The following is a 25,499-nucleotide window of genomic DNA, read 5'->3' as shown; positions in this document are numbered from 1 at the left end:
TAAGTCGCTCACTGCTCGTCATTGGGCAGTGCTTTAATTATTGGGTTTGGTATTATTTGCGGGCGGTGATTTGCCAAACGCAAGTTTTTGGACAGGGCTACGTCCGATGACCCCCGATAGCACCCCTATCATTGGCGCGACTCGGTATCGCAATTTATTTTTGAACACAGGACATGGCACATTGGGTTGGACAATGGCGTGTGGCTCTGGCAAATTAATCAGCGATTTGGTGCTCGGCAAAACGCCTGACATTCGCATTGACGGCTTATCATTACAGCGTTATTCCTAGCATCTATTTTCTATCAGAAATATTTGTAAAGACTATGCATAAATAACATTTATCCGTTTACAAGGAAAACACCATGACCGCACACATTCAACGATTTGATAGCAATGACTATCTAAGTGAAATTACCATTTTTAACCAAGTGGTGTACCTCGCAGGACAAGTGCCAAATACCGACACTGCCGATATTCGCACACAAACCCAAGAGGTACTAGACAATATCGACGCCATGCTCGCCAAAGCCAATAGCGACAAATCACGTCTGCTAACCGCTCAGATTTTTATCAAGGATTTGGCGGATTTTGCGGTGGTGAATAGCATGTGGAGCGATTGGTTAACCGATTGCCCAAAGCCTACCCGTGCGACAGTCAAAGCTGAATTGGTTAATCCTTTATGGAAATTAGAAATTGTGGTAGTCGCAGCGCAAAATACCATAGACTAAATGAACACATAACCGCTCAAAAGGTTAAATAAAAAAGGTGCATGAATCGCACCTTTTTTATTTGTCTAACCTCTACATTAATAGCTCACGTTTACCACTTTTGGTCATGCCGCTCACCAAGCCCGCCTCTTCCATGGCATCAACGATTCGTGCTGCGCGGTTATAGCCGATACTAAATTTGCGCTGAATACTTGATGCAGAGACTTTACGGGTTTCGAGCAAAAACGCCACCACGTCATCATACAGTGGGTCTTCTTCGCCATTGCTAGACCCACTAGCATCACCACCGCTTGGCGCTGAGCTTAACTCAAAGTTATCAAACATATTATCAATATAATTAGGTGCGCCTCGCTCGCGCCATGCATCACATACACGGTTGACTTCCGCATCGCTGATAAAAGCACCATGTACACGGTTAGGCTCGATTTGACCAGGTCCTAAAAACAGCATATCCCCATGCCCAAGCATATCCTCTGCGCCACCGGCATCCAAAATGGTACGCGAGTCGACTTTTGAGTTGACGCGAAGTGCGGCACGGACGGGAATATTGGCTTTAATCAAACCAGTAATCACATCCACTGAGGGGCGCTGGGTCGCCAAAATCAAATGAATCCCTGCGGCACGCGATTTTTGCGCCAAACGGGTAATCAACTCCTCGGCTTGTTTGCCCACCTGCATAATCATGTCGGCAAACTCATCCGCCACAATCACAATTTGTGGTAACGGTTTTAATTTTGGCGCTCTATCTTGGCTGACACTGTCATTGGGTCGCCAAAGTGGATCCAGTAACGGCTCACCACTTTGTTCGGCTGCCATGACTTTTTTGTTGAATTCATCAAGTTTACGCACTTTGAATAATGACATCAGCTGATAACGACGCTCCATCTCAGCCACACTCCACGCCAAGGCACTGGCTGCTTCGGTCATATCGGTGACTACGGGAGTGAGCAGATGCGGAATATCGCCATAGTTGGCAAGCTCGAGCTGTTTGGGGTCAATCAAAATCAATCGCAGCTGTTCTGGTGTGTATTTGAGCAGCATTGACAATAACAGCGAATTCACCAATACTGATTTACCCGAGCCTGTGGTACCTGCTACTAGCATGTGTGGGGCTTTGGCTAAATCCGCAATAATCGGTCTACCTGCAATATCTTTGCCCATTGCCATGCTGATTAAGCCATCAGGGTCTTGATAAGCCTCTGTTTTCAGTAGTTCGATGAGTCGTACCATTTGGCGCTGCGGATTGGGTACTTCGATACCGATATAAGGTTTACCTGGAATGACTTCTACCACACGCACCGATGCCATGGATAGCGACCGAGCCAAGTCTTTGGCAATGCCCGTCACCTTGCTTGCTTTAAGTCCTGGCGCCAGCGAGACTTCAAAGCGCGTCACCACTGGACCCATTTGCGCATTGACCACTTCTGCTTTGATATTAAACTCTTGTAGCTTGATTTCTAACAGCGCTGACAACTGCTGCAACTGTTCGCGGCTGTAGCTTGGCTTGCGGTCAGGGTCTGGCAAATCAAGCAGCGATAACTCAGGTAACGGGCTTAAATTGGCACGATAAGCTGCGGTTTGCATGGCACGCGATTTCTGACTAAATAGGCTATCGTCATTGATATCAAGCGGCTGATTGACCTGAGGCGCTGCGGGCTGTTCGATTTGGTCGAGTAGCTCAGATTCCACCGAACGGCTGTGAGTCGGTATTGAAGGGGTTATCTCGTTGCTATTAATCTCGGTGGCAGCAATCTCGTTACCAGTAATCTGGGTGACGGCTTGCGCTGGACGTGCTATTTGGGTTGGCATCGGACTTGCTGCAGGGGTTGAAAATTCCGCTCCCACAGATGCGGCGGCATTTTCATCTGATGGATTAGCCCTAGCTTGCGCTGGGACTTGTCGCATACCCAATAACGATGCGACTGAGGGGGTTGGTGTTTCAATACCTTCTGCTTCAATGCCTTCTGTTTTAATGCCCTCGAACAGTGGCTCTAGCACAGGATTTTGTGATAAGTCATATCCAGCATCTACGCTATCTGCTAAATGATCCAAATCTGACAAGTCAATAGTCTTTTCCTGTCCAGCCATCTCTCGACTAGTCATAGGCTCAGAAATTTGTTTATCCGCTAGCTCCCCTGTACCTGCGGCAAACATCATAGAGGCTTCATCCATGTTTGTCATAGTTGACGATGTGTCTACACTAGGCTGCTTTGTCTGAGTTGGTTGAGTGATTTGCGATTCTACCTGTATCGAATGCGGTCTGTTCAAGGTAGGCATTTTAAACGGTTTTTTAATGATTTCACTTTGCAGTTTTTCATCGAGTTTTTTGGTCAGCTTGGTATTTGCCACATAGGTGGAGCTGACGGGTTTAAATGGATTGGTAGCATCGTTTTCTTCGAGCCATTCATAATCTTTGATTTCACTAAAACCCGTTTCATCCAAAAACGCATCGAGTGGACTACCGACAAACGCCTCATTATCCGCTAGATGACTACTGTCATAAGCGGCTTGTTCAGTGTCATGGGAGGCTAATGGCAAAGGCAGTTGCGCGGTGTCGTTTGGTTTTGCTTGACTTGCTTCTTGAGCAGTCGCCTTCAGCTCAGTATTGGTTTCTTCATCTGTAGCTTCAGCGTGTAGGCGGCTGCGAATAGCTTGACCTGATAAAATCTCATGCCAATGTAAATCAAAGGTAAATGTCACGGTGATCGCAATAAACACCAATAAAAACAACAAAGTCCCCCAGTAGGTTAATAAACTACTAAGCCCATTGCCGACGATTTGCCCGATCATGCCTTGCGCCAACCAGCCAAACGATAACACCCCTGTCAGCCCTGCGGTGGCAATGATTAAAAAGATATAACCCAAAAAACGTAACAAGCCATTAGGCTCTACATCATGGCGCCATACATTCCAAGCTTCATAACAGGCAATGACAATCAGCCACCAGCTCGCCGCACCCAAAAACGCATACAAAATATCAGCCAGCCACGCACCACCTGTGCCTGCCAAGTTACTGACTTCATTTGCCGCACTACTGATATGCGACCAACTAGGATCATTGGCAGAATAACTGATGAGGGACATGACTAACAACAATGCCACGATTAGCCAGATAATCGTAAGCACACTTTGACGAATATAATAAGACAACGCAATTTACCTTTGAATTTGAACCTGCTTTGGATAAGCCGTAGCCAACGCTTTGTTCAGCCATGACTGACTGATAATGATTGTGAAAAAACAATGATTTTGGGAAAACGTTGGTTACAATCACCCTTTTAATCGACTATCATATCAAATCTAAGTGGTGAGTTGCTGAGCTTTTTTTGCGAAAAATTGCTTTGTTAAATCAGCCAATTCAAGCCCTATGATAAATGCGGTTTGTGCCAACAAAGCCGGATAGTAGGGTATTTTTTTGATAACAAACTGACGCCATTTTTGAGCGTTGATTGAGCTTTGCTTGAGCGTTGATTTCGCGATGAATCTGTTATAAAAATAACATTTACTTGCTATTTTCGATGTTAGCCCCTATCTTACTTATGAATCAAAAATTAGCCTATTTTATTATTTAGTTTATTATTCAGCGATTGTTAGGAAAGACGTATGTCAGAAATTATCCATCACCAGCTTATTATTTTGGGTTCAGGTCCAGCGGGTTATTCTGCCGCCGTGTATGCAGCGCGCGCCAATTTAAAACCGGTCATTATCACAGGTATGCAGACTGGCGGGCAGTTGACTACCACCACGGAAGTTGATAACTGGCCTGGCGACCCACAAGGCTTGACGGGACCTGATTTGATGGTACGCATGCAAGCCCATGCCGAGCGTTTTGGCACCCAATTGGTGTATGACCATATCAACCAAGTGAACCTAACTCAGCGACCCTTCACCTTAGTCGGCAATAGCGCGACTTACACGTGTGACGCACTCATTGTAGCGACAGGGGCATCAGCCCAATACTTGGGTCTCGCCTCTGAACAAAAATTTATGGGGCTTGGCGTTTCTGCCTGTGCGACTTGTGATGGGTTCTTCTATCGCGGCAAACCTGTGGTGGTGATTGGCGGTGGCAACACAGCGGTTGAAGAAGCCTTGTATCTATCAAACATTGCAAGCCACGTCACCTTAGTGCATCGACGTGATAAATTAAAATCAGAAAAAATTCTGCAAGACCAATTATTTGAAAAACAAAAAAATGGCAATGTGACCATCGAATGGAACAGCCAAGTCAAAGAAGTGGTGGGTGATGACGCAGGCGTGACCGGTGTGGTGATTGAAAACCTCCAAGACCAGTCTACCAAAACCATCAACGCCCCTGGTATGTTCGTGGCGATTGGACACAAACCCAACACCGATATTTTCCAAGATCAGCTTGAAATGAATAATGGCTATATCGTGGTCAAAAGCGGTCTAGATGGCAATGCGACAGCGACAAGTGTCGAAGGCGTGTTTGCCTGTGGGGATGTGGCAGACCATATCTATCGCCAAGCGATTACCTCGGCAGGCACGGGTTGTATGGCGGCATTGGATGCAGAAAAATATTTAGATATCGTTAATCTAGCGAATGCCGATACCACGGTATCAGCCAACACCTCTGCTGTTTAGCTAATGTCTTGAACGATGCCATTGCCAAATCACCACCCCTTACAACGCCCTTTCGTTTGCCGTTATCAATTTCCCGACCCGATGGCGGCAGACCCTGACGGTGAAGGGTTAATTGCGCTGGGAGGTGATTTGGCGGCTGATACCTTAGTGTGTGCTTATCGCCAAGGCATGTTTCCTTGGTTTAATGAAGGCGAGCCCATCGCTTGGTGGTCGCCTGACCCGCGCTGTATTATTTATCCTAGCGATTTTTGCGCCAGTAAAACCCTAAAACGGCGAATCAAAAATGCAGGTTGGACGTTTTCCCTCAACCTTGCCTTTGCTAAGGTTATTGCCGCCTGTGCCGACACCCGTGCCTATGCCCAAGCTTCTACATCAGCCACTTGGATCAGTCCCGCTATGATTGAAGCGTATACGGCGCTACATGCCGAGCAAGTGGCTTACAGTGTCGAGATTTGGGATGATGATGAGCTGATTGGTGGTCTCTACGGGCTAAAGCTAGGACAAGCATTTTTTGGTGAAAGTATGTTTCACCGAGTCACAGATGCGTCTAAAGCGGCTTTTTTTGTGTTAATGCAGCTGTGTGCGCATTCCCAATTTGCTTGGGTGGACTGTCAGTTGCCTAACCCACATTTGCTGCGTTTAGGGGCATCCATCCTACCCAGAGCGGAATTTTTAGCTGGGCTTGCGCAACAATTATCGCTACCGAGTATTGATTGGTCATCGATTTGCGGTCAAAAATTGCCACTTAATCAACTGTTAAATGAGGATTTGATGACTTATTACCTACCTCCAACTACGCAAGCTTAGGTAAGTTAAGGGTATTTAAAAGCACCAATGACGTTAAAACCACCCCACCCCCCGACCAGTCTGGCACTGGCCAGCCAATTGACGCCGCTGCATCAATGTAGTTATTTGCCGGATCGTGCAGCACGTTTAGAGCTGATTGAATTAGCAAAGGATGAACGTTTAAGTACACCTCTTTTTTCTCAGTTTTCACGGCTCGGGTATCGGCGTAGTGGACAACATCTATACCGCCCTGTATGCTTCCATTGTCAACGCTGTATCTCTACACGTTTAGTAGTTAACGAGTTTGAACCCAATCGTACCCAGCGCAAACTATGGCAAAAATCGCACGAGATGGATGTGGTAATTACGGCTTGTGATGATGCCGATGAATCGCATTTTATGCTATATGCTCGCTATATCTGCGCTCGCCATAGTGATGGCGATATGTATCCACCCAATTTACAAGGGTTTAAACAGTTTCTACAATATAGCTTTACCCAGTCATTTTTTATGGAGTTTTGGCTTCATGATGAATTAGTCATGGTGGCAGTTTGCGACCAATTAGATGACGGCATATCCGCGGTCTATACTTTCTATGATCCCGATGCAACCATAAATAGTTTGGGCACCCTTGCGATACTTACCCAAATTGACTATGTTAAACGTCTTGGATTACCGTATTTATATTTAGGTTTTTGGGTACCAGATTCGGATAAGATGGCATATAAATCGCGTTTTTATCCCAGTGAATTATTAATCAATCAACAGTGGCATCGCTTCGATGAGGCTGTCACAGCCGCGCAAGTTGAGCCACTGCTTCAGCAGGCGATAAAAGCGCATTACCTAAACATGTGGAATACTACTTAGCATTTAATTTAGCATTGAATTTGCGCTGCATAATTAACGCATGGGTTTTGGTCATGTCATGATTATCGTAGTAATTTTTGCGAACGGCAACCTGTTCAAACCCATGTTTTTGATAAAATGCAATGGCAGCATGATTATCTTCTCTTACCTCTAATAGCATCCGCTCGGCACCCGTTGCTTGGCTCATTTGCGCCATAGCCGTTAACAATTGGCTTGCAATACCTTGCTGTTGATAATCAAGACAAGTTCCGATTCTTAAAATTTCACTATCTTCAAATATGTGGCTGTAAATGCAATAGCCAATCAATTGCTGATTCAGCTCGTCTGTCGCATAAATTATATGGTTAAATGGCTGCGCGAGCAGTGAATTGATTTGCGCGGCCGACCAAGCATCGTGGACAAACAGCTCGGATTCAATTTGTGCCAGCTGCGCCAGTACCTGCTCCGAAGCATTATCTTGTGTACTCGTTTTATCTAAGTTATATATCGACATCACCGTCATAATTTATTTCCATAAAAAAAGAGCCACCGGAGTGACTCTTTTTATGTGTTTATGTGCTAGCTAACGATTAGTCGTTAACTTTAGCAACAACACCCGCACCTACAGTACGGCCACCTTCACGGATTGCAAAGCGTAAGCCTTGGTCCATTGCGATTGGGTGGATTAGCTCTACGTTCATTTCAACGTTATCGCCAGGCATTACCATCTCTGTACCTTCTGGTAATTGGATTGCGCCAGTTACGTCAGTGGTACGGAAGTAGAATTGTGGACGGTAACCATTTAAGAATGGGGTGTGACGACCACCTTCTTCTTTTGATAGTACATATACTTCTGCGTCAAATTTGGTGTGTGGTTTGATTGAACCTGGTTTAGCCAATACTTGACCACGTTGTACGTCTTCACGTTTGGTACCACGTAGTAGGACACCACAGTTCTCGCCTGCACGACCTTCGTCTAGCAGTTTACGGAACATTTCAACGCCAGTACAGGTGGTTTTTGCGGTTGGTTTGATACCAACGATTTCAATTTCTTCACCAACTTTGATGACGCCTGATTCTACACGACCGGTTACGACTGTACCACGGCCAGAGATTGAGAATACGTCTTCGATTGGCATCAAGAATGGTTTGTCAATCGCACGTTCTGGTTCTGGGATGTAGCTGTCTAGGGTGTCAAGTAGTTCTAGTACGGCTGGTTCACCGTATTTGCCTTCGCCACCGTTTAGGGCTTCTAGGGCAGAACCTTTGATGATTGGGGTGTCATCGCCAGGGAAGTCGTAGCTTGATAGTAGTTCACGTACTTCCATTTCGACGAGTTCTAGTAGTTCTTCGTCATCAACCATGTCACATTTGTTCATGAATACCATGATGTATGGTACACCTACTTGGCGTGATAGTAGGATGTGTTCACGTGTTTGTGGCATTGGACCGTCAGTGGCTGATACAACTAGGATAGCGCCGTCCATCTGTGCGGCACCGGTGATCATGTTTTTAACATAGTCAGCGTGGCCAGGACAGTCTACGTGTGCGTAGTGACGTGCTTGGGTGTCATATTCAATGTGTGAGGTGTTGATGGTGATACCACGGGCTTTTTCTTCAGGGGCTGAGTCAATTGACGCGTAGTCTTTGGCTTCACCACCGTTGTGTTTTGCTGCTACGGTCGCAATCGCAGCTGTTAGGGTTGTTTTACCATGGTCAACGTGTCCAATGGTGCCTACGTTAACGTGTGGTTTAGTACGTTCAAACTTGGCCTTTGCCATAATTTAATCCTCTGATCATTGTTAAACTGTTAGCAATACCCTAGCTCAAAGCTATAAACCAACTGGTATATCTGTATTGCCAGTGCTGGTGTTGCCAATTTGAGTGTTGCTAGGTCGCTAAAATAGCAAATTTAACATAAATTTCAAGTTTTTTCCATAGCCTTCATCTTTATGGTTAAACTTTTTTGTTATTGCTAAAACAAAAGGCAACACATCTGTGCTGCCTCAACTATTTTTGGTTTCTATCAATGTATTTTCTATGAAACTGGAGCTCATACCGAGAGTTGAACTCGGGACCTCTCCCTTACCAAGGGAGTGCTCTACCTCTGAGCTATATGAGCAAAACTTTGGTTTAGAATAATGGAGCGGGTGGCGGGAATCGAACCCGCACGATCAGCTTGGAAGGCTGAAGTTCTACCACTAAACTACACCCGCAATGCGACCCGCCCAAGCATACTGGACTTACTGTTAACGTGATTAGGGAATATTCAGATAACAATAGCAGGCAAATGGTGGTGGGGGAAGGATTCGAACCTTCGAAGCTCTCGCAACGGATTTACAGTCCGTCCCCTTTGACCGCTCGGGAACCCCACCATAGTTGTCTTTCAAGGTACGCTTAACACGATGTGTTAAAGGATGGTGCCGGCTGCCGGAGTCGAACTGGCGACCTACTGATTACAAGTCAGTTGCTCTACCAACTGAGCTAAGCCGGCGTATCGCTTGAAAGTGGTGAGCATTTTAGCAAATATTTTTAATCTTGCAAGCGTTTTTTTAGTTTTTTTTCATTTTTTTTGCTAAAACGTAAATTTAATGATTCAAATCCCCATTTTAGGCGCTGTGCACCGCTTATTTGCTACCTAAACGCTAATACATCAACAACACGGATGCAATAATCAGCGCAATAATTACCACGATTATTATCGCGACTGTGGCGTTTTTCTTTGCTGCAGGTTTGATTGCATCAGCTTCTACTGTACTAACTGGCGATGGTTGCGCTGGCTGAACGGCTGAGACCTGAACCGATGGGACAACGGGCTGTGATGGTATTGCCTCAGTGACGACAGGCGTCTGAGCCGGCGTATTGAGTAGCGGCGATGGTGAGTTATCAACGCTTGCTACATCCACTGTTGTCGGTGTAGAAGGTACGGATTTTTCGACGTGAGTGTTGCTCATCTGCTCGCTAGGTAAAAAATCTTGCGTGGTAACGACATCTATCACAGGCGAGGCGTTGGATGCAGCGTTCGGTGATATGGGCTCAACCGATGCAGTCGATTCAGTTTGGGTATGAATGTCAGTGGTGGGTGTGAAATTCTCAATATCTTGTAAACTACCGAGAAAACTATCATCATCCAGTGCGTCGACTGGGGCATTTACTACCAAAAATACCAAGTCAGCAAAGGCAAGTTCATCGGTGGCTTGCAAAGCATGGGCGTCTGTAGCGATACGCTCACCATTGATAAAGGTACCATTGCTTGAGCCTAAGTCTTGCACATACAGCTGCTCACCAATACGGTTAATCTTGGCGTGTTGGCGAGAGATTTGTGAGGTTGCTAATACCAAATCATTGCTATCGCTACGCCCGATGCTTAAGCTTTTATCAATATCTATGGTTAAATCCGCCAACGCTGGTGACAGCCCAATGAGTTGCCATGAAGTGCCTTGCGAGTTGTCGGTGAGGTTCATCGTATTTACTGCATTAGTTTGCTGATTATCCATGCAAGTCTCCTACTCCTAAGGGGTATTTAATAGTATCATTATGCTTGGCATTATGGGACATTTTTAGGGATTTGTCACGGTGATGGTCTGCACCGCAGGCGGGGTCGCAATCACCACAGGCGTTTGAGCCATCTTTGCGCCCTGCCCTGTCTGCGCTTTAGATTGGGTAACGGTAGATTGGGTAACGGTAGATTGGGTGACGGTGTTGCTCGCTGGGCGACTCACGGTTGTGGTCGATGAACTACCTGTGCGAGACACGTTTGATGACGCCGGCGTGACGATATCGACACCATTGGCATACACTCTTGGCGTGTTTGATAAACTTTGCGCGGCTGGGGTAACCAAGTCGTCTGTTGGCAATTTGATGCCATTTTGCACCCTGTTGGTATTGGGGAACATGGCATTGATATTAAGTGGGATTTGTTTGAGCGTACCGTTTTTGTCAATTACCAGTTGCATGGTACGAATACCGTCTAAGCTTTTTTCTGTCACGCTTGCCACCGCGCTACCATTTCGCAAAATGGTCGGCTGTAAAAATACAATCAGATTGGTTTTGTCCGAGTTTTTGCTTTTTGAGCGAAATAAATTACCAATAATCGGCGCATCACCCAATCCTGGGACTTTTTGCTGACCATAGGTGCTGTTATCACGCATCAAACCACCCAATGCCACGGTTTGTTGGTTATCCGCTAAAATGGTGGTTTTGATTAAATTCTTGTTGGTGACGACACCGCTCACGTTATTGAGGGTACCGTCGACAATGGAGGACACTTCCTGCGAAATCTCAAGTCGCACTGAACCATTATCGCCAATATGCGGAATGACATTAAGATTGATACCGACATCTTGACGGCTCACGGTTTGAAACGGCGTGGTTGATGAGTTACTTGCCGTGGTATAAGAGCCGGTCACAAATGGGACGTTCTGTCCTACCAAAATATTGGCTTTTTCGTTATCCAACGTCAAAATAGAGGGCATGGATAACAGATTGGCATTGTTGGTTTTATTGATGGCTTGCAAAATCGCACCATAAAACTCACGATTACCGTTACTATCGGTTTTACTATTGCCAATCCCCAACAGCGCGCCTGCCACGGATGCTGCCGCCGTACCTGGGGTTTTGCTTAATATCTCAGATGCCAGACCTACTGCGGATGCACCGATATTATTAAAGTTAATCACCCCTACGCCGCTGTTGGCGTTGCCCATTGCCCATTGCACGCCAAGTTGCTGGGTATCATTGCCTGAGATTTCCATGATCGCTGCTTGAATCAACACTTGGTCACGGCGAGTATCTAGCTCATTAATAGCATTTTCGATTTCTACCATTAACTCTGGGTTGGCATTGACAATGACGGAATTTTGGGTTTGGTCAGCGATAATGCTAAAAGGTCTACCTTGATAGCCGTTGTTTTGCGTAGTCGTTGTGTTGCTAGTGGAGGAGGTATTTAGCGGTGAGCCTGTCGGTGACGCTGCAGTATTGCTGGTGGTCAATGCACTGTTATTACTGGTATTGCTAGCAGATTGAAACATTGAGCTTGCTTGCAAGGTGGTTTGGTCACCTGAGCTATTGATGGATTGATAGGCAAGCAGTCCGCGCAGCATTTCTGCAATATGGGTGGCACTGGCATATTTTAGACGAAACACGCGAAGCCCACTGAGACGTTGCGTTGGCACGGTGTCTAACTGCTCTACCATTCGCTGTACTTTGGCTGTCATCTCGGCACTACCTTTGACGAGCAGCCTATCAGAAATCGGGTCAGCAATAATATTGATCAGGCTGCCACCGGTTGATGCCACAGCAGCCTGCCCTGATTGACCCGTAGCAGCTGGCGCTGTACCACTGCCCGTCCCTGTCAGTGAGCTTAATAAATCCATCATGCGCTTGGCATCTACATGACGCAGCGGAATAATGGTCAGCTTGTCATTCATATTGCTATCAAGATCGCTAATCAATTTTGCGTATTGATTGAGGCTGTCGGCGCGGTCAGAGAGGATAATCGCATTGACATTTGGCACCACAGCGGCATTGGCATACGGCGGCATCATCGGACGGATGACGTTTAAGATATCATTGGCATTGGTGTTGGTGAGATAATAGATGCGGGTCGCCATTTGGCTACCTGCGGTATTACCCCGCAAGTCCACATCCACCCCTGCTTGCTTGGCAACGGTATCAGGGACCAGCTCTGTGGTCAGCCCGCGATCAATCGCTACAATGCCATTGACTTTCATCACGGCTAAAAACAAGTCATATACTTCTTGACGAGATAAGGGTTTGTTTGAAATCACCGTCACATTGCCATTAATGCGTGGGTCTAGCACAAAGTTCTTTTGCGTGATGGTGGCAATTTGGTCGATAAACGCCTTGATATCAGCGTCTTGCAAATGCACTTTATAGCCAGTGGCTGCATGCGCAGCTGACAGACCACTGCTAAGCAAACTGATACTCATAGCCAGTGTCGTGCTCAAAAATAGTGGCTTTAGCATGGTTGGGTATTTCATAATTTACCTTATCAATTTTTAACGCATGTCACCGACTTGTGTCTCACGTAGCGATGACGTCTGTAACTTTTTACTATCTTTTATCAAAATGACTGGCGTACTGTCACGACTTGGTCGCCGCGCTGAACTTGGATTTGCGCTTGTCCTGCTTGTTGTACTTGACGTAGTAGCTGGGCATCTTGTGTTGGGTTTTGACCCACGTTTTGTCCATTGACGGAGAGGACTTTATCCCCTGTTTGTAGCCCCAATCGGTTTTTTAGTCCTGCGGACATGGCGTCGGTCACCAAATAGCCCTGCCCTGTCGCTGCCACACCCATTTGGCTTAGATACCCTGATGCATTTTGCTGAAGCCCTTGAATCGCCCCACCAATGGCTGACGATGCACCGCTTGGCGAGGTATTGGCACCATTTGACGTCGCCATACTGGGCGCAGAATCCTCTCGATCATGGGGGTCGCCTGTAGCCACTGGCGCGCCGCCAATCGCTTGTGGCGCAGCGCCGCCTAAGCTCGGTGTGGGGGTTTGTCCCATATTTGAGCCGTTGCCCACGCCTGCTGCACCGTTGGCTTGCGCTTTGGCTCTGATAGCCTCGCTTTGGTCAAGAAAAAACGGTTGCCCAAATGGCACTTTACTGGTTTGACCACTGGCATCTGCCACTATTACAAAATCGGCTGCGACTTTGACCAATTTATAACCACTGCCATCAATCATGTCGTTGATACGATAGCTTAAGGTTTTACCATTGGCGGTCAAAATTGCATACGATTGACTCTCTGGGGTGGCAATGGTCACGCCCACCACTTTAATATCTGGGGGTGTCGCTGCCGGCGCTTGCGGGGCAGTTGGCTGAGCAAAAAAATCTAATGCATTGCTATTGGCAGATTGTGCGACCAAGTTCGTCTGCAAGGGGATTGGGGTGAGTGCGGGGGGTTTGGGCGGGGCAACCAATAGCCAAATCGCTTGGCTTAATTGCCACACCAACCAAAAAATAGCTGCCAGTAGCAACCAAGGATACAGTTTTTCCACCACCGCCATCGGCACAAATTTACCAGTCGTTGTTTTACGGCTCAACGAGGGGCGCTGGGTGGCTTTTATCATATCTGCTATCATCGCTGAGTCTCTAATTACCCATACTGGTCAAAGGTTGGCGAATGGACACCACCACACTGTCATCAGCCCCTTTGCCTTGGTACGCTGGCATATTTTTGAGCAGCCGCTGGGTCAATGACACATCTATCATATTATCTTGGTCAAGATAAAAATCCCCCAATCGCTCACCTTGCGGTGTAGTAAGGGCTAAATGCAAGCTTTTACCTTGCGCTGCCTTGTTGCTACTATTGGCACCATTGTTGTCTGCTGGCTGCACACTGGCTTTATCTGCGCTTAAGTTGCCTTGCATGGTCGGGAGTTTGATGAGGTAGTTTTTGCCGCCTGTGGGATACCCCAAATCACCGCCTGCCCAGTTCATGTTGCCTTTGGCGGTTTGATAGCCTTGCTTATTTTTTTCAATCGACATTTCTTTGATGGTAATCGGTGTGTCGGGTAATTGCCAACTGACCAACTGCGCCAATGTATCAGGGCTGATTTTGCCGTTGAAATCATTGGCTTGCCAGCTGGTTTTATTGAATTTGACCACCCCTTGCAAGTCGGTTTTGCCAGAGCGGATATCGACTGCCATACCCAGTTTGCCCATCAATAAATGCCACGGTTGCCAGCGCCAATCGACACTACCCGCCAGCGGCGTATTGGGGCGCGCATTGATTTGCCAATTGGCTTGACCTTGCCAAAGGTTGCCGGATATTTGCTGCAAGTAAGGGTTGTTTGGGGCAAATTTTTGCAGCAACCACGCTGCAGGTAGCTGAATCAACAAGCTTAAGCAAAGCAAAACCAGACCTACCAGCCACCATAGTTTTGTCGGACGTAATGAATTGACACTTGCCAAACTTGAATACCTTTTACAATGATTTTTGACACCAATATTTTTGACATCAATAAAGTGACACAATCCACAAGCAGCTTAACCAACAATCAAATAATTCATGCAGGATAAAAATTGCCATTAGCGCAAAATTTTGAACCCACTCTGCGCCAACGCTCGAATATTTTTCTAACTAAAATCAAACGCTTTATCATAACTGATTTTTATTGCGTTGTAATGTCAATCCATAAAAAATCAAAATTTTGTCAGGCTTGTTTTGGGCAGACTGTTTATTGCGGCTACCTGCCATACTCACTACAATTTGCAACCGACTTTATCACCATGAGTTTGCTACAATCACCTCACCAAGCCGGTTAAAACTATAATGCAAAACACAAGGAAAATAGCATGCAATTTGATACATTGCCACAACTGGGCGATAGCGTCTCCAAAATTTGCTTAGGCACCATGACCTGGGGACAGCAAAACAGCGAGCAGGATGCCCATGAACAAATGGATTATGCCCTTGCCCAAGGTGTGAACTTTTGGGATACCGCTGAGATGTATCCGTCACCCCCTGATAAAGACAAACAGGGTGATACCGAGCGCTTTATGGGTAGCTGGTTTGCCAAGACAGGCAAAAGAAATGGTGTCGTATTGGCGAGTAAAATCTCTCGCAATTACTTTTTGCGCGATGGCAATACCAAGTTTGATAAAAAAACCATTCGTGCGGCATTAGATAGCAATCTACAGCGTTTGCAAACCGACCATATCGATATTTATCAGCTACACTGGCCAGAGCGTCAGACCAACTTTTTTGGTCAACGCGGCTATACAGAAAGTATGGCGCAGCAAGACACCAAAGAATTGACGCCATTTTTGGAAACCATCGAAGCCCTCAATGATGAAATCACCAAAGGTCGAATCCGCGCTTATGGGTTATCCAATGACACCCCTTGGGGGGTCATGCGCTACTTAGCAGAAGCCGATAAACATGGGCTTGCTAGACCTATCACCATACAAAATCCGTATAGTTTACTCAATCGCTTGTATGAAGTGGGACTGGCAGAAATTAGTCACCGCGAGCAAATTGGGCTACTTGCCTACTCACCGCTAGCATTTGGTGTGTTATCAGGCAAATATTTGGGCGGTAACAAGCCTGCCAACAGTCGCTTGAGCCTTTATAACCATTTTACCCGTTATTTGAATGCGCAAGCGCAACAAGCCACCCAAGCCTATGCCGAGGTCGCCAAAAAACATCATCTAGATATGGCACAAATGGCACTGGCGTTTGTCAATAGCCGCTCGTTTGTGACTGCCAACATCATTGGGGCAACCACCACTCAGCAACTAGCCAGCAATATCGCGTCCGTAGACTTGGTATTATCTCAAGAGGTATTGGCTGATATCGAAGCGGTGCAGACCTTATACCCGAACCCTGCGCCTTAGACCTTGTAACCCTTAAACCCTGTAACTTAAATCTGCATCTTAGACCCTGCACCTTACTAGCAGGCTACTATCAGAAAAAACGGCATAAAAAATCCTTGCAACAGTGTGACTGTGCAAGGATTTTTTTTAAAGCTAGTAAAATTTAAAGTCTAGAACGGGATATCATCATCAACTGCGCCTGGTTTTGGCATTGCCATGGCTGGGTTTTGTTGGGGATTTTGGGCAGGCTGATTATTGCCTGTATTTGCCCCTTGTGGCGCTTGGTTGCCATTCATAAATGGGTTATTGCCAAATCCTGCATTTTGACCCGCTTGGGGCGCAACTTGGTTATTAGTTTGGGCATTATTTTGGTTTGGATAGCCACCAAAATGATTGGGTGCTTGGTTGCCACCTTGGTTGTAGCCAACTTGATTATAACCACCTTGGGGCTGGTTTTGGTAGGTTGTGCCGGCAGTGTTGTTATTAGCAATACCGCCTTGAACGCCGCCTGCTGTGCCAAGCATTTGCATTTGGTCGGCACGAATCTCTGTGGCGTAACGCTCTACGCCATTTTGATCGGTGTATTTACTGGTGCGAAGGCTACCTTCGATATAGACTTGGCTACCTTTACGCAGGTATTGCGCTGCAATTTCACCGAGTTTATTAAACAATGAAATACGGTGCCATTCGGTTTGCTCACGGCGCTCACCTGTTTGTTTGTCGTTCCACTGCTCACTTGTCGCCACGGCGATACGCGTCACGCTACCGCCATTGGCAAATTGTTTGACTTCAGGATCTGAACCAAGGTTGCCTACAATAATTACTTTATTTACGCCGCGCATAGAATTTCCTTGATAACTTTTTTGATGAATTTTTTGATAACTTTCTTGATGCCTTTCTTAATAGTTTTCTAGTATTTTTAGCCAAATCTTTGCGGATTTAGCGCAACTACAATGCCATTACTTTACTAAACTTTGCATCAAATTGCTAGCGTCTGACCGGTAAGATGTGACAAATGCTGTCGCGTGTCATCGGTCAATTTTTCTTTATCCAGTTTGAGATAAGCAATGTTTTCTTTTGGCATCATCACTATCTCATCCACACCGTCAATCGCCAAAATTTTCTGTGACCATGCAGTTGTGTCAATACCTGTTGGCAGGGTAATCGTTAGGCTGGTCAAATACGGGGGGGATGCAATCGGCAGAATAAACAATAGCGCAATAACCGTCACGATGGCGAGCACTGTCCATGACAGCCACATCGGTTTGGTGAGCAAAATACCGCCCATGGCACCGCCCACAAAAGCACCCAAAAACTGTGCAGATGAGTTAATACCCATTGCCGTCGCTTTGTTGGCAACGGGCGCGCGTTTGGAAATCCAAGACGGAATGGTCGCCTCAAGGCTATTAAAGCCAATGTAATAAACCGCAAGCCCAATAATTAAACCCACAATGGTCTGACTAGCCACCGCCAAAAATACCAATCCCGCCACCAAGGTCGCTAAAGACGCCAAAAACACGGCGCGCATTTGCCGTTTTTTTTCTGCGATGATAATCAGTGGAACCGCAATGATAAAACCCAATAATAGTAGCGGCAAATACACAAAACCTTGCTGCGCCACCGTCAAACCGAGCACATCATGAAACTGGTGCGGCAATAAGGTAAACATCGCTGTCATTGACAGATGCAGCGCAAAAATCGCCAAATGCAACCGGTTAATATCGCCAATTTTTAATACGTCAGCAAACTGTGCTTTAACTGAGTGATTATTGAGATTGTGCTTTAGCACCCGATTTGGGGTGGGCACGATCCACAGTAAGCCAATGGCGAAAATCGCGGACGCCACTGTCACCCAAAACAAGCCTGAGATATCGAGCACATGCGTCAAAATCGGACCGAGCCCAAATGCGACCATCACCGACATGGCAATGGTCAGCCCCATGGTTGCCATCGCTTTGGTACGATGCTCTTCACGGGTCACATCCGCAAGCAGTGCCATCACTACCGCTGAAACCGCACCACTGCCTGCAATCAAACGCCCCAATATCACCATATAAATATCTGTTGATAAGGCGCAAATCGCTCCCCCAAGCGCAAACACCAATAACCCTGCAATGATAATCGGTTTACGCGGATATTTGTCCGCCAAAAAACTCATGGGAATCTGAAAAATCGCCTGCCCTAAACCATAGATACCGATCGCCAATCCAATCAAAAACGGCGTGGCGTGTGCATATTGTGTCCCATATACTGCAAACACAGGCACAATCATAAATAGTCCGAGCATTCGCAAAGCAAAGATACCGCCCAATCCTGCAATCGCTTTCTTTTCCGATGCATTCATGGAGGCGTTATGACTTATATTTCTCGACGTTGATTTTACTGACGTTGATTTTACTGACATGGTGGCTCACAAAATTTTGCCAAAAACGGCTTATTATATGCCTAATTTTTATCCCAGAGAATTTATTGGCAATAAAAATTATTTTAGCCTTATTATTTTGGCTTTATTGTTTTAGCCCCATTATTTTAGCATTGCGTAAGCGGTTACCATGATGGCTAAAATCACTGCGATAGCAATCATCAGCCACATCACATTTTTTTGGTTGTCAAAAAATCCTCGCGGTGACTGCTTGATAGATGATGATTTTGGGGTAGCCACTAGCGCGCCCTCTAACGGGCTATGCTTCACTTGGGTGGCGATTTTTTGCTGTTTTTGCGCTTTTTTGGCGTCAAGTTGCTGTTGGCGTTGTTGTTTTTGTGCCAATTTTTGCTGTTTGGCTTGTTGTTGTAGTTGGCGTTGTTCTTCAAGCTTAGCCTGTTTTTGTCGCGCTTGTTCGGCAAGTTCTGCTTGTTTACGTGCTGCTTCTTCGATGGCTAACTGCTCAGCTTGCTGCTGCTCGCGGAGCTGTTTATCGCTATAGCGGGCGTGAAAATCATCCATCACGGCGTTATCAATTTCGCTTAAGGTGAAAGGCATTTCATTTATTACTTCAAGCGCATCATGCACATCAACGTCGTACACGCCCGAGGCTTTGGTAGTTTTGCCATCGGCAGTGAGTTTTCTGGGTACTTGGTAATCGGCAAGGCGCTGCTGCAAGTGGTTTTCCATTTGTCCGATGGAGTCGGTGCGACCTGTCATCGCTAATGCCCAATCATTGATTTCGGCATGATTTTCGCTATTTAATTGCTGGATGATATCGCTCGCGTCTTCAACAAGGCTGATTTTAGCAAGCAGCTGACCGGGTGAGACGGCGATATAAACCTCACCTGGGGTGGCTTGGCGTTTGAGCGATGCAATGGCTTGGGGGTTGCATTGTAGGCAGTTGGCTTGTTTGTTTTTGAGTGTGTGACCTTTTGGGCATGGCGGTACACCGTAAGCAACGAGCGCGCCATTTTCTTTCATTTTGGCTTTGTATTCTTTGCTCGATAGTCCGCTGGCGTCAAAGGTTTTGTCCATTGGGATATGGTGGCTTTTTAAGAAGTCGGTTTGTTCTTGGGTTAACGTTGCCATGTTATTGTCTCAAATTTTGCAGTCACAAATTTTCTAGTTCCTTGATTCAATAAAGTATAGCAAGGTTTGAGGGTTTTATAAAAAATAAAAAATCGCTCATGTGAGTGATGATTTTATTTAAGATATTTCCAACACTTGTGTTAATAGTGTCATCAGCTTCATTGTCCGCACGTTTACAACCGCTTGCAATAAACGCTATGTTTTATCTAGTTATGTTAATTTTACGAGTATGAAAAAAGTATGACAGTGAGCCAAAAGCAATTTATGATTAACAGAATTGATAACTTAATCAGTTGATAGTTTCTCGTAATATTTGGTCAAATTTGTTGAAATAGGTTTCAAAATTAAACTTGAAACCCCCACCCATTTCCCCCATTAAAACCCCATCTTTTTACCCAAATTTCCCACTTAAAAACACACAATAAGAAGCTCAATATGGCACAGCACGACGCAATCAAAATTCGTGGCGCACGCACCCACAATCTCAAAAACATCGACATCGACATCCCCCGCGACAAACTCGTCGTCATCACAGGATTATCAGGCTCGGGCAAGTCTAGCCTAGCCTTTGATACCTTATACGCCGAAGGACAACGCCGCTACGTCGAGAGCTTATCGGCTTACGCTCGCCAGTTTTTATCACAAATGGAAAAGCCCGAAGTCGATAGCATCGAAGGGCTGTCACCTGCCATCGCCATCGAGCAAAAATCCACCAACCATAATCCCCGCTCCACGGTAGGTACCATTACCGAGATTTATGACTATTTGCGTCTGCTGTACGCCCGTGTCGGTACGCCCATGTGCCCAGAACACCACCTGCCGATGGTCGCGCAAACCGTCACCGAAATGGTCGATACCGTCATGGCATTGCCCGAAGATACCAAGTTGATGATTCTCGCGCGCGTCGTCGATGACCGCAAAGGCGAGCATATCCAGTTGATGGAACAGCTAAAAGGGCAAGGCTTTGTGCGGCTACGGGTCGATGGCGAAATTTATGATATTGACGATGTGCCACCGCTTGCCAAAACCTTTAAACACACCATTGATGTGGTGGTTGACCGCTTCAAAGTACGGGATGACTTGGGTAATCGGGTTGCCGAAAGTTTGGAGACCGCATTACGACTCGGTAGCGACATTGCCATCTTGCATGACATGGACGCTGAGTTTGAGGATAAAATTTTGTCCGCCAAACATAGCTGCCCTGTCTGCGATCGCTCGGTTGCTGAGCTTGAACCAAAATTGTTTAGTTTTAACAACCCCTATGGCGCGTGTCCCGTGTGTGATGGCTTGGGCAAACGCCAATATTTTGCTGCCGAAAAAATCATCGGGCATCCTGAAAAATCGCTCAACCAAGGGGCGATTCAAGGCTGGGATAAACGCCATGCCTATTATTTTGGCTTGCTGACCACCGTTGCCGAGCATTATGGCATTGACATGGAAGCGCCTTGGCAACAACTGGATAAAAAGCACAAAGATGTCATTTTACACGGCTCTGGTAAAGACAAAATGACTTTTAACTTTGTCGATGAACGGGGTCGCAAATCTACCAAAACCGTGCCATTTGAAGGGGTGTTGCCGTATATGGAGCGCCGTTACCGCAGCACGCAAAGCAGCATCGTGCGAGACGAGCTTGCCAAATACCTTGCCGATGCCACCTGCGATGCCTGTCACGGCTCACGTTTAAACGAAATCGCTCGCCATGTCGAAGTCAGCGACCGTACCGTTGCCGAAATGGTCAAGCTATCGATTGGCGAAGCGATGGCATATTATGAGCAATTAAAACTCGAGGGCGCAAAGGGCGAAATCGCCGCCAAAATTATCAAAGAAATCCGTGAGCGCTTGGAATTTTTGGTGAGTGTGGGCTTGGATTATCTTACTCTTGCCCGCTCTGCCGAAACCCTATCGGGCGGTGAAGCTCAGCGGATACGCCTTGCTAGCCAAATCGGGGCGGGCTTGATGGGCGTGATGTATGTACTCGATGAGCCATCAATTGGCTTGCACCAACGTGACAATGATCGCTTGCTGCAAACGTTGACTCGGCTCAGAGATTTGGGCAATACCGTGATTGTCGTCGAGCATGACGAAGATGCCATTCGCCTAGCCGACCATATCATCGATGTGGGCATGGGTGCTGGTGTGCATGGTGGCAGTATTATTGCAGAAGGGACGGCAGAAGACATTGCCAAAAATCCCGAATCATTAACGGGTCAATATTTATCAGGCAAAAAGAAAATCGCCGTGCCAACCGTGCGTCACCGAGCCAAAATCGCCAATGACGATAAATATGAAAAAATGCAAGACTCCGCCATTCCCTTAACCAAAAACCAAGCGAAAAAAGCGGAAAGCGAGAAAAAAGAAAAAGCCAAAAAAGGTAAAGTCGAAGCCAAACCCTTGATGCTGACTTTAACAGGGGCAAAAGGTAATAACCTTAAAAACGTGACCTTAAACTTGCCGATTGGTGTATTTACTGCCATCACAGGTGTGTCGGGTTCGGGTAAATCGACCTTAATCAACCGCACCTTATTGCCACTAGCGACCACACAGCTCAATAACGCTACCACGCACGTTGCCGAAGAGTTTGACAGTATTACTGGGCTAGAACATCTGGATAAAGTCGTCGATATCGACCAAAGTCCGATTGGGCGCACCCCACGCTCCAATCCTGCCACCTATACGGGGGTATTTAGTCCGATTCGTGACCTATTCGCCCAAGTGCCGGAGTCCAAAGCTCGTGGCTATCAAGCAGGACGCTTTAGCTTCAACGTGAAAGGCGGGCGCTGTGAAACCTGCCAAGGCGATGGTTTGATTAAGGTTGAGATGCACTTTTTGCCTGATATGTATGTGCCTTGCGATGCGTGTCAAGGCAAACGCTACAACCGTGAAACCCTTGAAATCACCTATAAGGGCAAAAATATCAATGACGTGCTCAATATGACGGTGGAGGATGCGGCAGAATTTTTTGAGGCGATTCCGGCAATTTACCGCCGTTTGCAAGCCCTACAAGAAGTCGGCTTAGGTTATATTCGTTTAGGTCAGTCTGCACCAACCTTGTCGGGTGGTGAGGCGCAACGGGTGAAACTTGCCAAAGAGCTATCCAAACGTGATACCGGTCAGACCTTGTATGTGCTCGATGAGCCGACGACAGGTTTGCATTTCCATGATATCGCCAAGCTCCTAGACATCTTGCATACGCTACGTGATCGAGGCAATACCGTGGTGGTGATTGAGCATAATCTCGATGTGATTAAGACGGCGGATTGGATTGTAGATTTGGGTCCTGAAGGCGGTTCGGGCGGTGGTGAGATTATCGCTGAGGGTACGCCAGAGGACGTGGCGGAAAACGCGCGCTCGCATACGGGGCGGTTTTTGAAGCCGATGTTGCAAGCCTAAGTTTGTTACCAGCGTAGGTTTGTTACAAGCTTAAGTTTAGCGGTAAGGGTTAGTACGTTGTCGTCTAACCCTTTTTTTAACTGCTCATCATTCTGTGACTTGATATTCATTGATAATACTTTACATGTTGACCTAATATTTACACAATGAAGCGAGATAAGGACACTTCGATATTATCCAAGGAAAAAACCGTTATAGAACGATAAGGATGCTAGGATGATTTTATTTAAAGGAAAAACCAACGATCTTGAAACCCTATTTCCCCCTACCCTAAAACTAGATGGTCAAATCTGCGTGCGAAATGGTATGAGCATTCGCAGTAAATTTATGATTGGTATCTATGATATTGCCCTATACTTGGGTGAAATGACTGAAGATGCCGAAACAGCCATTACTGCACGCTATGCCAAGCAATTGCGCATGGTGTCTCGCCGCAATATCAAAGGCTCGTTACTGGAAAACGCCTTCAAAGACGGCATTAGAGCGAATAGTAGCGAAGAAGAATATCAGAAAATCGCCTCAGTGATTGATGACGTGTTCGGTGAGTTGTTCAAAACCAACACCATCAAAGAAGGGGCAATGTTTACGATTGAGTTTTCGCCAGAGCATGGCGTTCGTTTAAATTATGATGAGGTTGGCGATCTTCCTTATATCAAAGAAGAAGGCTTTGACCAAGCTATTCTTCGTGCTTGGTTAGGCGATAAGCCTATATCACTTGAGATGAAAAAGGATTTGCTAGGTCAGCACTAATGTTACACTGCTTATTTTTACACTTCCCATGTTTTAGACTTCCCATCAAGCATCGGAAGTGAATCTAGCTAATTGATAGTGCCAGTAACTTTTTTACTAGTGTTACTAGGGTTGTATTTATTGCAACCCTATTTTAAAGATGAATAGCGGCGTTATTGATATGTTTGGCGTCATTCACTAGGATAACTGGGTATTCATCCCTTACCCGCCTAGTTTTCTTTGATTCGATAACAAGTAAGTTGGTGTTTTTCATTTTTATCCCAATTTTTTATCCCAATAGCGGCAATTTTTTTGCTTTGATTCTTTTACCCTATCGTCCATCAAGGGTTACTACAATACTATGTTTCTTTTTGAATGGGTATGCTAGTCTAAAACAAAAAAAATCAGGCAGCTTATGAAACCACTTGCGCAAAAGCCCACTAAACCAATCCTATCAACCCGTAACACGCCGCAAACCTTTACCCTCAATAAGCTTGCCAAACCTATCGTGCGCGATGATATTTTTTCGTTGCCGCCTGCTGTGTATGGCACTATCTATTTGACGCTAATTCCGCTATTTGGCTTTTTGTACAGTACCTTGCCAAATATGCAGTTTAACCATGAAAACGTGGGCTTTTTGGAAGCCATGTATTTTAGTACCATCACGGTGACCACCACTGGGTTTGGCGATATTACCCCAACCAATACCTTTACACGGGCGTTTGTGATGATTGAAGCGACCATTGGTGTGGTGTCTGCAGGTTTGTTTTTAAATGCGATTACCTATCAGCGTGAAGAAAACATGAGCAATCTGATGGACGCCTATGAAGCGAGAAAAGAAATCTCTTATGCCTTCGCGCGCCTGCACAGTCATGATAGTTTAATTACGCTTAACATGAATACTTATCTAAACCGCGTTAATCAACTGCTGGGCATAGAATCAGAGCAAACCCCGGTAGCGCAATCTGACCGTGAGGGTCGCGCTAATTTAAACCGCTCGCCTGATTTGCCCGCGGCGCCTGACGCCAAAGTCCCTCAGCAGCTTATTGGTATTCATGAGCCTATTCCCGAAACGCTAGCCTTTACTAATTTACAGCACTTATTTAATGCCTCGGCGCGCTTGACCGATGACCCGCGCAAGCCGTTGATTTGGTACTATTATCAAGCCTTGGATGAATTGGTCAATAGTATTGAGAATTTGGTGCGTGAAACCGAAACCTATCGCTGGGCAGATTTGGAGTCGATTTGTATTCAATATTTAAGTGATATCAAATCCTATGACTCTAGCAGCTATATTTTGGCAGAGCCGAATTTTGAAAAGCAGCTTGCGGATATCCAAGCCCAGCGCCAGCAAGACATGTTACTTATCAGCGAATATCCAAGTGATAAAGCGGTTGAGCTGTCGAACGAAAATAGCTTAAACCCGTATATTATTTTGTTTATGGGTATTCAAACCACCATTGATTTTATCAAAAAATTCCAACTTCGCTATCAAGAAATTATGCAAACCATTTAATTTTATCGGCTCATAAAAAAACACCCCACATACCGTGAGGT

18 protein-coding genes, 4 tRNA genes and 1 pseudogene are annotated in these 25,499 nt (G+C 46.0%); 9 read left to right on the top strand and 14 right to left on the bottom strand.

Going from position 1 to position 25,499, the window contains the following annotated elements; genetic code table 11:
• Positions 1-52: 52 nt before the first annotated feature.
• Both RTP55_RS02580 and RTP55_RS02575 read left to right on the top strand, forming a co-directional pair.
• Positions 53-289, top strand: a pseudogene (locus RTP55_RS02580) (FAD-dependent oxidoreductase); the annotation flags it as partial.
• Between the two features lie 73 nt (positions 290-362).
• Positions 363-728, top strand: a complete 366-nt coding sequence (locus RTP55_RS02575; protein WP_312383954.1) for a RidA family protein — start codon at positions 363-365, stop codon at positions 726-728.
• 72 nt (positions 729-800) lie between these two features.
• Here RTP55_RS02575 and RTP55_RS02570 read toward each other — a convergent pair whose 3' ends face one another.
• The gene (locus tag RTP55_RS02570; RefSeq protein ID WP_312383952.1) at positions 801-3,878 is read right to left on the bottom strand and encodes a DNA translocase FtsK; all 3,078 of its coding nucleotides are present in this window, start codon (positions 3,876-3,878) and stop codon (positions 801-803) included.
• 453 nt (positions 3,879-4,331) lie between these two features.
• On the opposite strand from RTP55_RS02570, the gene trxB reads away from it, so the two are divergent.
• Genes trxB through RTP55_RS02555 form a run of 3 tightly spaced genes read left to right on the top strand, consistent with a single transcriptional unit; the run spans position 4,332 to position 6,983 of the window.
• A complete protein-coding gene (trxB, locus tag RTP55_RS02565) occupies positions 4,332-5,330 on the top strand; it encodes a thioredoxin-disulfide reductase (RefSeq protein WP_060996059.1) in 999 nt (332 codons plus the stop codon).
• Positions 5,331-5,345: 15 nt separating this feature from the next.
• Positions 5,346-6,137 (top strand): leucyl/phenylalanyl-tRNA--protein transferase, encoded by a 792-nt coding sequence (gene aat / locus RTP55_RS02560; protein ID WP_282850297.1) that lies wholly within the window; start codon positions 5,346-5,348, stop codon positions 6,135-6,137.
• Between the two features lie 27 nt (positions 6,138-6,164).
• Positions 6,165-6,983 carry an arginyltransferase gene (locus RTP55_RS02555; protein ID WP_312383946.1) on the top strand — a complete coding sequence of 273 codons (819 nt, stop codon included), beginning with the start codon at positions 6,165-6,167 and terminating at the stop codon, positions 6,981-6,983.
• Here RTP55_RS02555 and rimI read toward each other — a convergent pair.
• The 10 genes from rimI to gspN all read right to left on the bottom strand — a co-directional run bounded on the left by rimI (position 6,976) and on the right by gspN (position 14,905).
• Positions 6,976-7,485, bottom strand: coding sequence for a ribosomal protein S18-alanine N-acetyltransferase (rimI, locus tag RTP55_RS02550; RefSeq protein WP_312383942.1), 510 nt, complete (start codon positions 7,483-7,485; stop codon positions 6,976-6,978). The genes RTP55_RS02555 and rimI overlap by 8 nt on opposite strands.
• A 67-nt stretch (positions 7,486-7,552) precedes the next feature.
• Positions 7,553-8,743 (bottom strand): elongation factor Tu, encoded by a 1,191-nt coding sequence (gene tuf, locus RTP55_RS02545; protein ID WP_007117403.1) that lies wholly within the window; start codon positions 8,741-8,743, stop codon positions 7,553-7,555.
• 266 nt (positions 8,744-9,009) lie between these two features.
• Positions 9,010-9,084, bottom strand: a tRNA-Thr gene (locus RTP55_RS02540).
• A gap of 20 nt (positions 9,085-9,104) precedes the next feature.
• Positions 9,105-9,178 (bottom strand) — tRNA-Gly (locus tag RTP55_RS02535).
• Positions 9,179-9,253: 75 nt separating this feature from the next.
• Positions 9,254-9,337: transfer RNA gene (locus RTP55_RS02530), tRNA-Tyr, on the bottom strand.
• A 43-nt stretch (positions 9,338-9,380) separates the two neighbouring features.
• A tRNA-Thr gene (locus tag RTP55_RS02525) sits at positions 9,381-9,456 on the bottom strand.
• A gap of 151 nt (positions 9,457-9,607) precedes the next feature.
• Positions 9,608-10,459, bottom strand: coding sequence for an FHA domain-containing protein (locus RTP55_RS02520; protein ID WP_312383940.1), 852 nt, complete (start codon positions 10,457-10,459; stop codon positions 9,608-9,610).
• Positions 10,460-10,522: 63 nt separating this feature from the next.
• Positions 10,523-12,913, bottom strand: coding sequence for a type II secretion system secretin GspD (gene gspD, locus RTP55_RS02515; RefSeq protein ID WP_409418405.1), 2,391 nt, complete (start codon positions 12,911-12,913; stop codon positions 10,523-10,525).
• Between the two features lie 134 nt (positions 12,914-13,047).
• Complete coding sequence (locus RTP55_RS02510; protein ID WP_312383936.1) at positions 13,048-14,061, bottom strand: type II secretion system protein N; 1,014 nt, start codon at positions 14,059-14,061, stop codon at positions 13,048-13,050.
• A 22-nt stretch (positions 14,062-14,083) separates the two neighbouring features.
• Positions 14,084-14,905, bottom strand: a complete 822-nt coding sequence (gene gspN, locus RTP55_RS02505; RefSeq protein WP_312383934.1) for a type II secretion system protein N — start codon at positions 14,903-14,905, stop codon at positions 14,084-14,086.
• A 384-nt stretch (positions 14,906-15,289) separates the two neighbouring features.
• On the opposite strand from gspN, the gene RTP55_RS02500 reads away from it, so the two are divergent.
• On the top strand, positions 15,290-16,330 hold the full coding sequence (locus RTP55_RS02500; protein WP_312383932.1) for an NADP(H)-dependent aldo-keto reductase: 1,041 nt from the start codon (positions 15,290-15,292) through the stop codon (positions 16,328-16,330).
• 149 nt (positions 16,331-16,479) lie between these two features.
• Here the strand turns inward: RTP55_RS02500 and ssb are convergent, their stop codons facing one another.
• From ssb to RTP55_RS02485, 3 genes are all read right to left on the bottom strand, one after another.
• On the bottom strand, positions 16,480-17,151 hold the full coding sequence (gene ssb, locus RTP55_RS02495) for a single-stranded DNA-binding protein (protein ID WP_050325777.1): 672 nt from the start codon (positions 17,149-17,151) through the stop codon (positions 16,480-16,482).
• A gap of 137 nt (positions 17,152-17,288) precedes the next feature.
• Positions 17,289-18,653, bottom strand: a complete 1,365-nt coding sequence (locus tag RTP55_RS02490) for an MFS transporter (RefSeq protein ID WP_050325778.1) — start codon at positions 18,651-18,653, stop codon at positions 17,289-17,291.
• Positions 18,654-18,833: 180 nt separating this feature from the next.
• A complete protein-coding gene (locus tag RTP55_RS02485; protein WP_312383930.1) occupies positions 18,834-19,823 on the bottom strand; it encodes a hypothetical protein in 990 nt (329 codons plus the stop codon).
• A 435-nt stretch (positions 19,824-20,258) separates the two neighbouring features.
• On the opposite strand from RTP55_RS02485, the gene uvrA reads away from it, so the two are divergent.
• The 3 genes from uvrA to RTP55_RS02470 all read left to right on the top strand — a co-directional run bounded on the left by uvrA (position 20,259) and on the right by RTP55_RS02470 (position 25,458).
• Positions 20,259-23,213 carry an excinuclease ABC subunit UvrA gene (gene uvrA / locus RTP55_RS02480; RefSeq protein ID WP_312383928.1) on the top strand — a complete coding sequence of 985 codons (2,955 nt, stop codon included), beginning with the start codon at positions 20,259-20,261 and terminating at the stop codon, positions 23,211-23,213.
• A 216-nt stretch (positions 23,214-23,429) separates the two neighbouring features.
• Complete coding sequence (locus RTP55_RS02475; protein ID WP_312383926.1) at positions 23,430-23,963, top strand: chalcone isomerase family protein; 534 nt, start codon at positions 23,430-23,432, stop codon at positions 23,961-23,963.
• Positions 23,964-24,357: 394 nt separating this feature from the next.
• Positions 24,358-25,458 (top strand): potassium channel family protein, encoded by a 1,101-nt coding sequence (locus tag RTP55_RS02470; protein WP_312383924.1) that lies wholly within the window; start codon positions 24,358-24,360, stop codon positions 25,456-25,458.
• Positions 25,459-25,499 lie beyond the last annotated feature (41 nt).

This window comes from Moraxella sp. CTOTU47579 (genome assembly GCF_032004885.1).
In the GTDB taxonomy this organism is placed as follows: Bacteria; Pseudomonadota; Gammaproteobacteria; order Pseudomonadales; family Moraxellaceae; genus Faucicola; species Faucicola tetraodonis.
The sequence above is the reverse complement of the archived record's forward strand: the minus strand, read 5'-3'. Positions and strand labels throughout refer to the sequence as shown.

Excerpts from the sequence above, each read along its gene's own strand:
- RTP55_RS02575 (WP_312383954.1), top strand. The coding sequence starts at position 363 with ATGACCGCACACATTCAACGATTTGATAGCAATGACTATCTAAGTGAA.
- trxB (WP_060996059.1), top strand. The coding sequence starts at position 4,332 with ATGTCAGAAATTATCCATCACCAGCTTATTATTTTGGGTTCAGGTCCA.
- aat (WP_282850297.1), top strand. The coding sequence starts at position 5,346 with ATGCCATTGCCAAATCACCACCCCTTACAACGCCCTTTCGTTTGCCGT.
- RTP55_RS02555 (WP_312383946.1), top strand. The coding sequence starts at position 6,165 with ATGACGTTAAAACCACCCCACCCCCCGACCAGTCTGGCACTGGCCAGC.
- rimI (WP_312383942.1), bottom strand. The coding sequence starts at position 7,485 with ATGACGGTGATGTCGATATATAACTTAGATAAAACGAGTACACAAGAT.
- tuf (WP_007117403.1), bottom strand. The coding sequence starts at position 8,743 with ATGGCAAAGGCCAAGTTTGAACGTACTAAACCACACGTTAACGTAGGC.
- RTP55_RS02520 (WP_312383940.1), bottom strand. The coding sequence starts at position 10,459 with ATGGATAATCAGCAAACTAATGCAGTAAATACGATGAACCTCACCGAC.
- gspD (WP_409418405.1), bottom strand. The coding sequence starts at position 12,913 with ATGAGTATCAGTTTGCTTAGCAGTGGTCTGTCAGCTGCGCATGCAGCC.
- RTP55_RS02510 (WP_312383936.1), bottom strand. The coding sequence starts at position 14,061 with ATGATAAAAGCCACCCAGCGCCCCTCGTTGAGCCGTAAAACAACGACT.
- RTP55_RS02500 (WP_312383932.1), top strand. The coding sequence starts at position 15,290 with ATGCAATTTGATACATTGCCACAACTGGGCGATAGCGTCTCCAAAATT.
- ssb (WP_050325777.1), bottom strand. The coding sequence starts at position 17,151 with ATGCGCGGCGTAAATAAAGTAATTATTGTAGGCAACCTTGGTTCAGAT.
- RTP55_RS02490 (WP_050325778.1), bottom strand. The coding sequence starts at position 18,653 with ATGAATGCATCGGAAAAGAAAGCGATTGCAGGATTGGGCGGTATCTTT.
- RTP55_RS02485 (WP_312383930.1), bottom strand. The coding sequence starts at position 19,823 with ATGGCAACGTTAACCCAAGAACAAACCGACTTCTTAAAAAGCCACCAT.
- uvrA (WP_312383928.1), top strand. The coding sequence starts at position 20,259 with ATGGCACAGCACGACGCAATCAAAATTCGTGGCGCACGCACCCACAAT.
- RTP55_RS02475 (WP_312383926.1), top strand. The coding sequence starts at position 23,430 with ATGATTTTATTTAAAGGAAAAACCAACGATCTTGAAACCCTATTTCCC.
- RTP55_RS02470 (WP_312383924.1), top strand. The coding sequence starts at position 24,358 with ATGAAACCACTTGCGCAAAAGCCCACTAAACCAATCCTATCAACCCGT.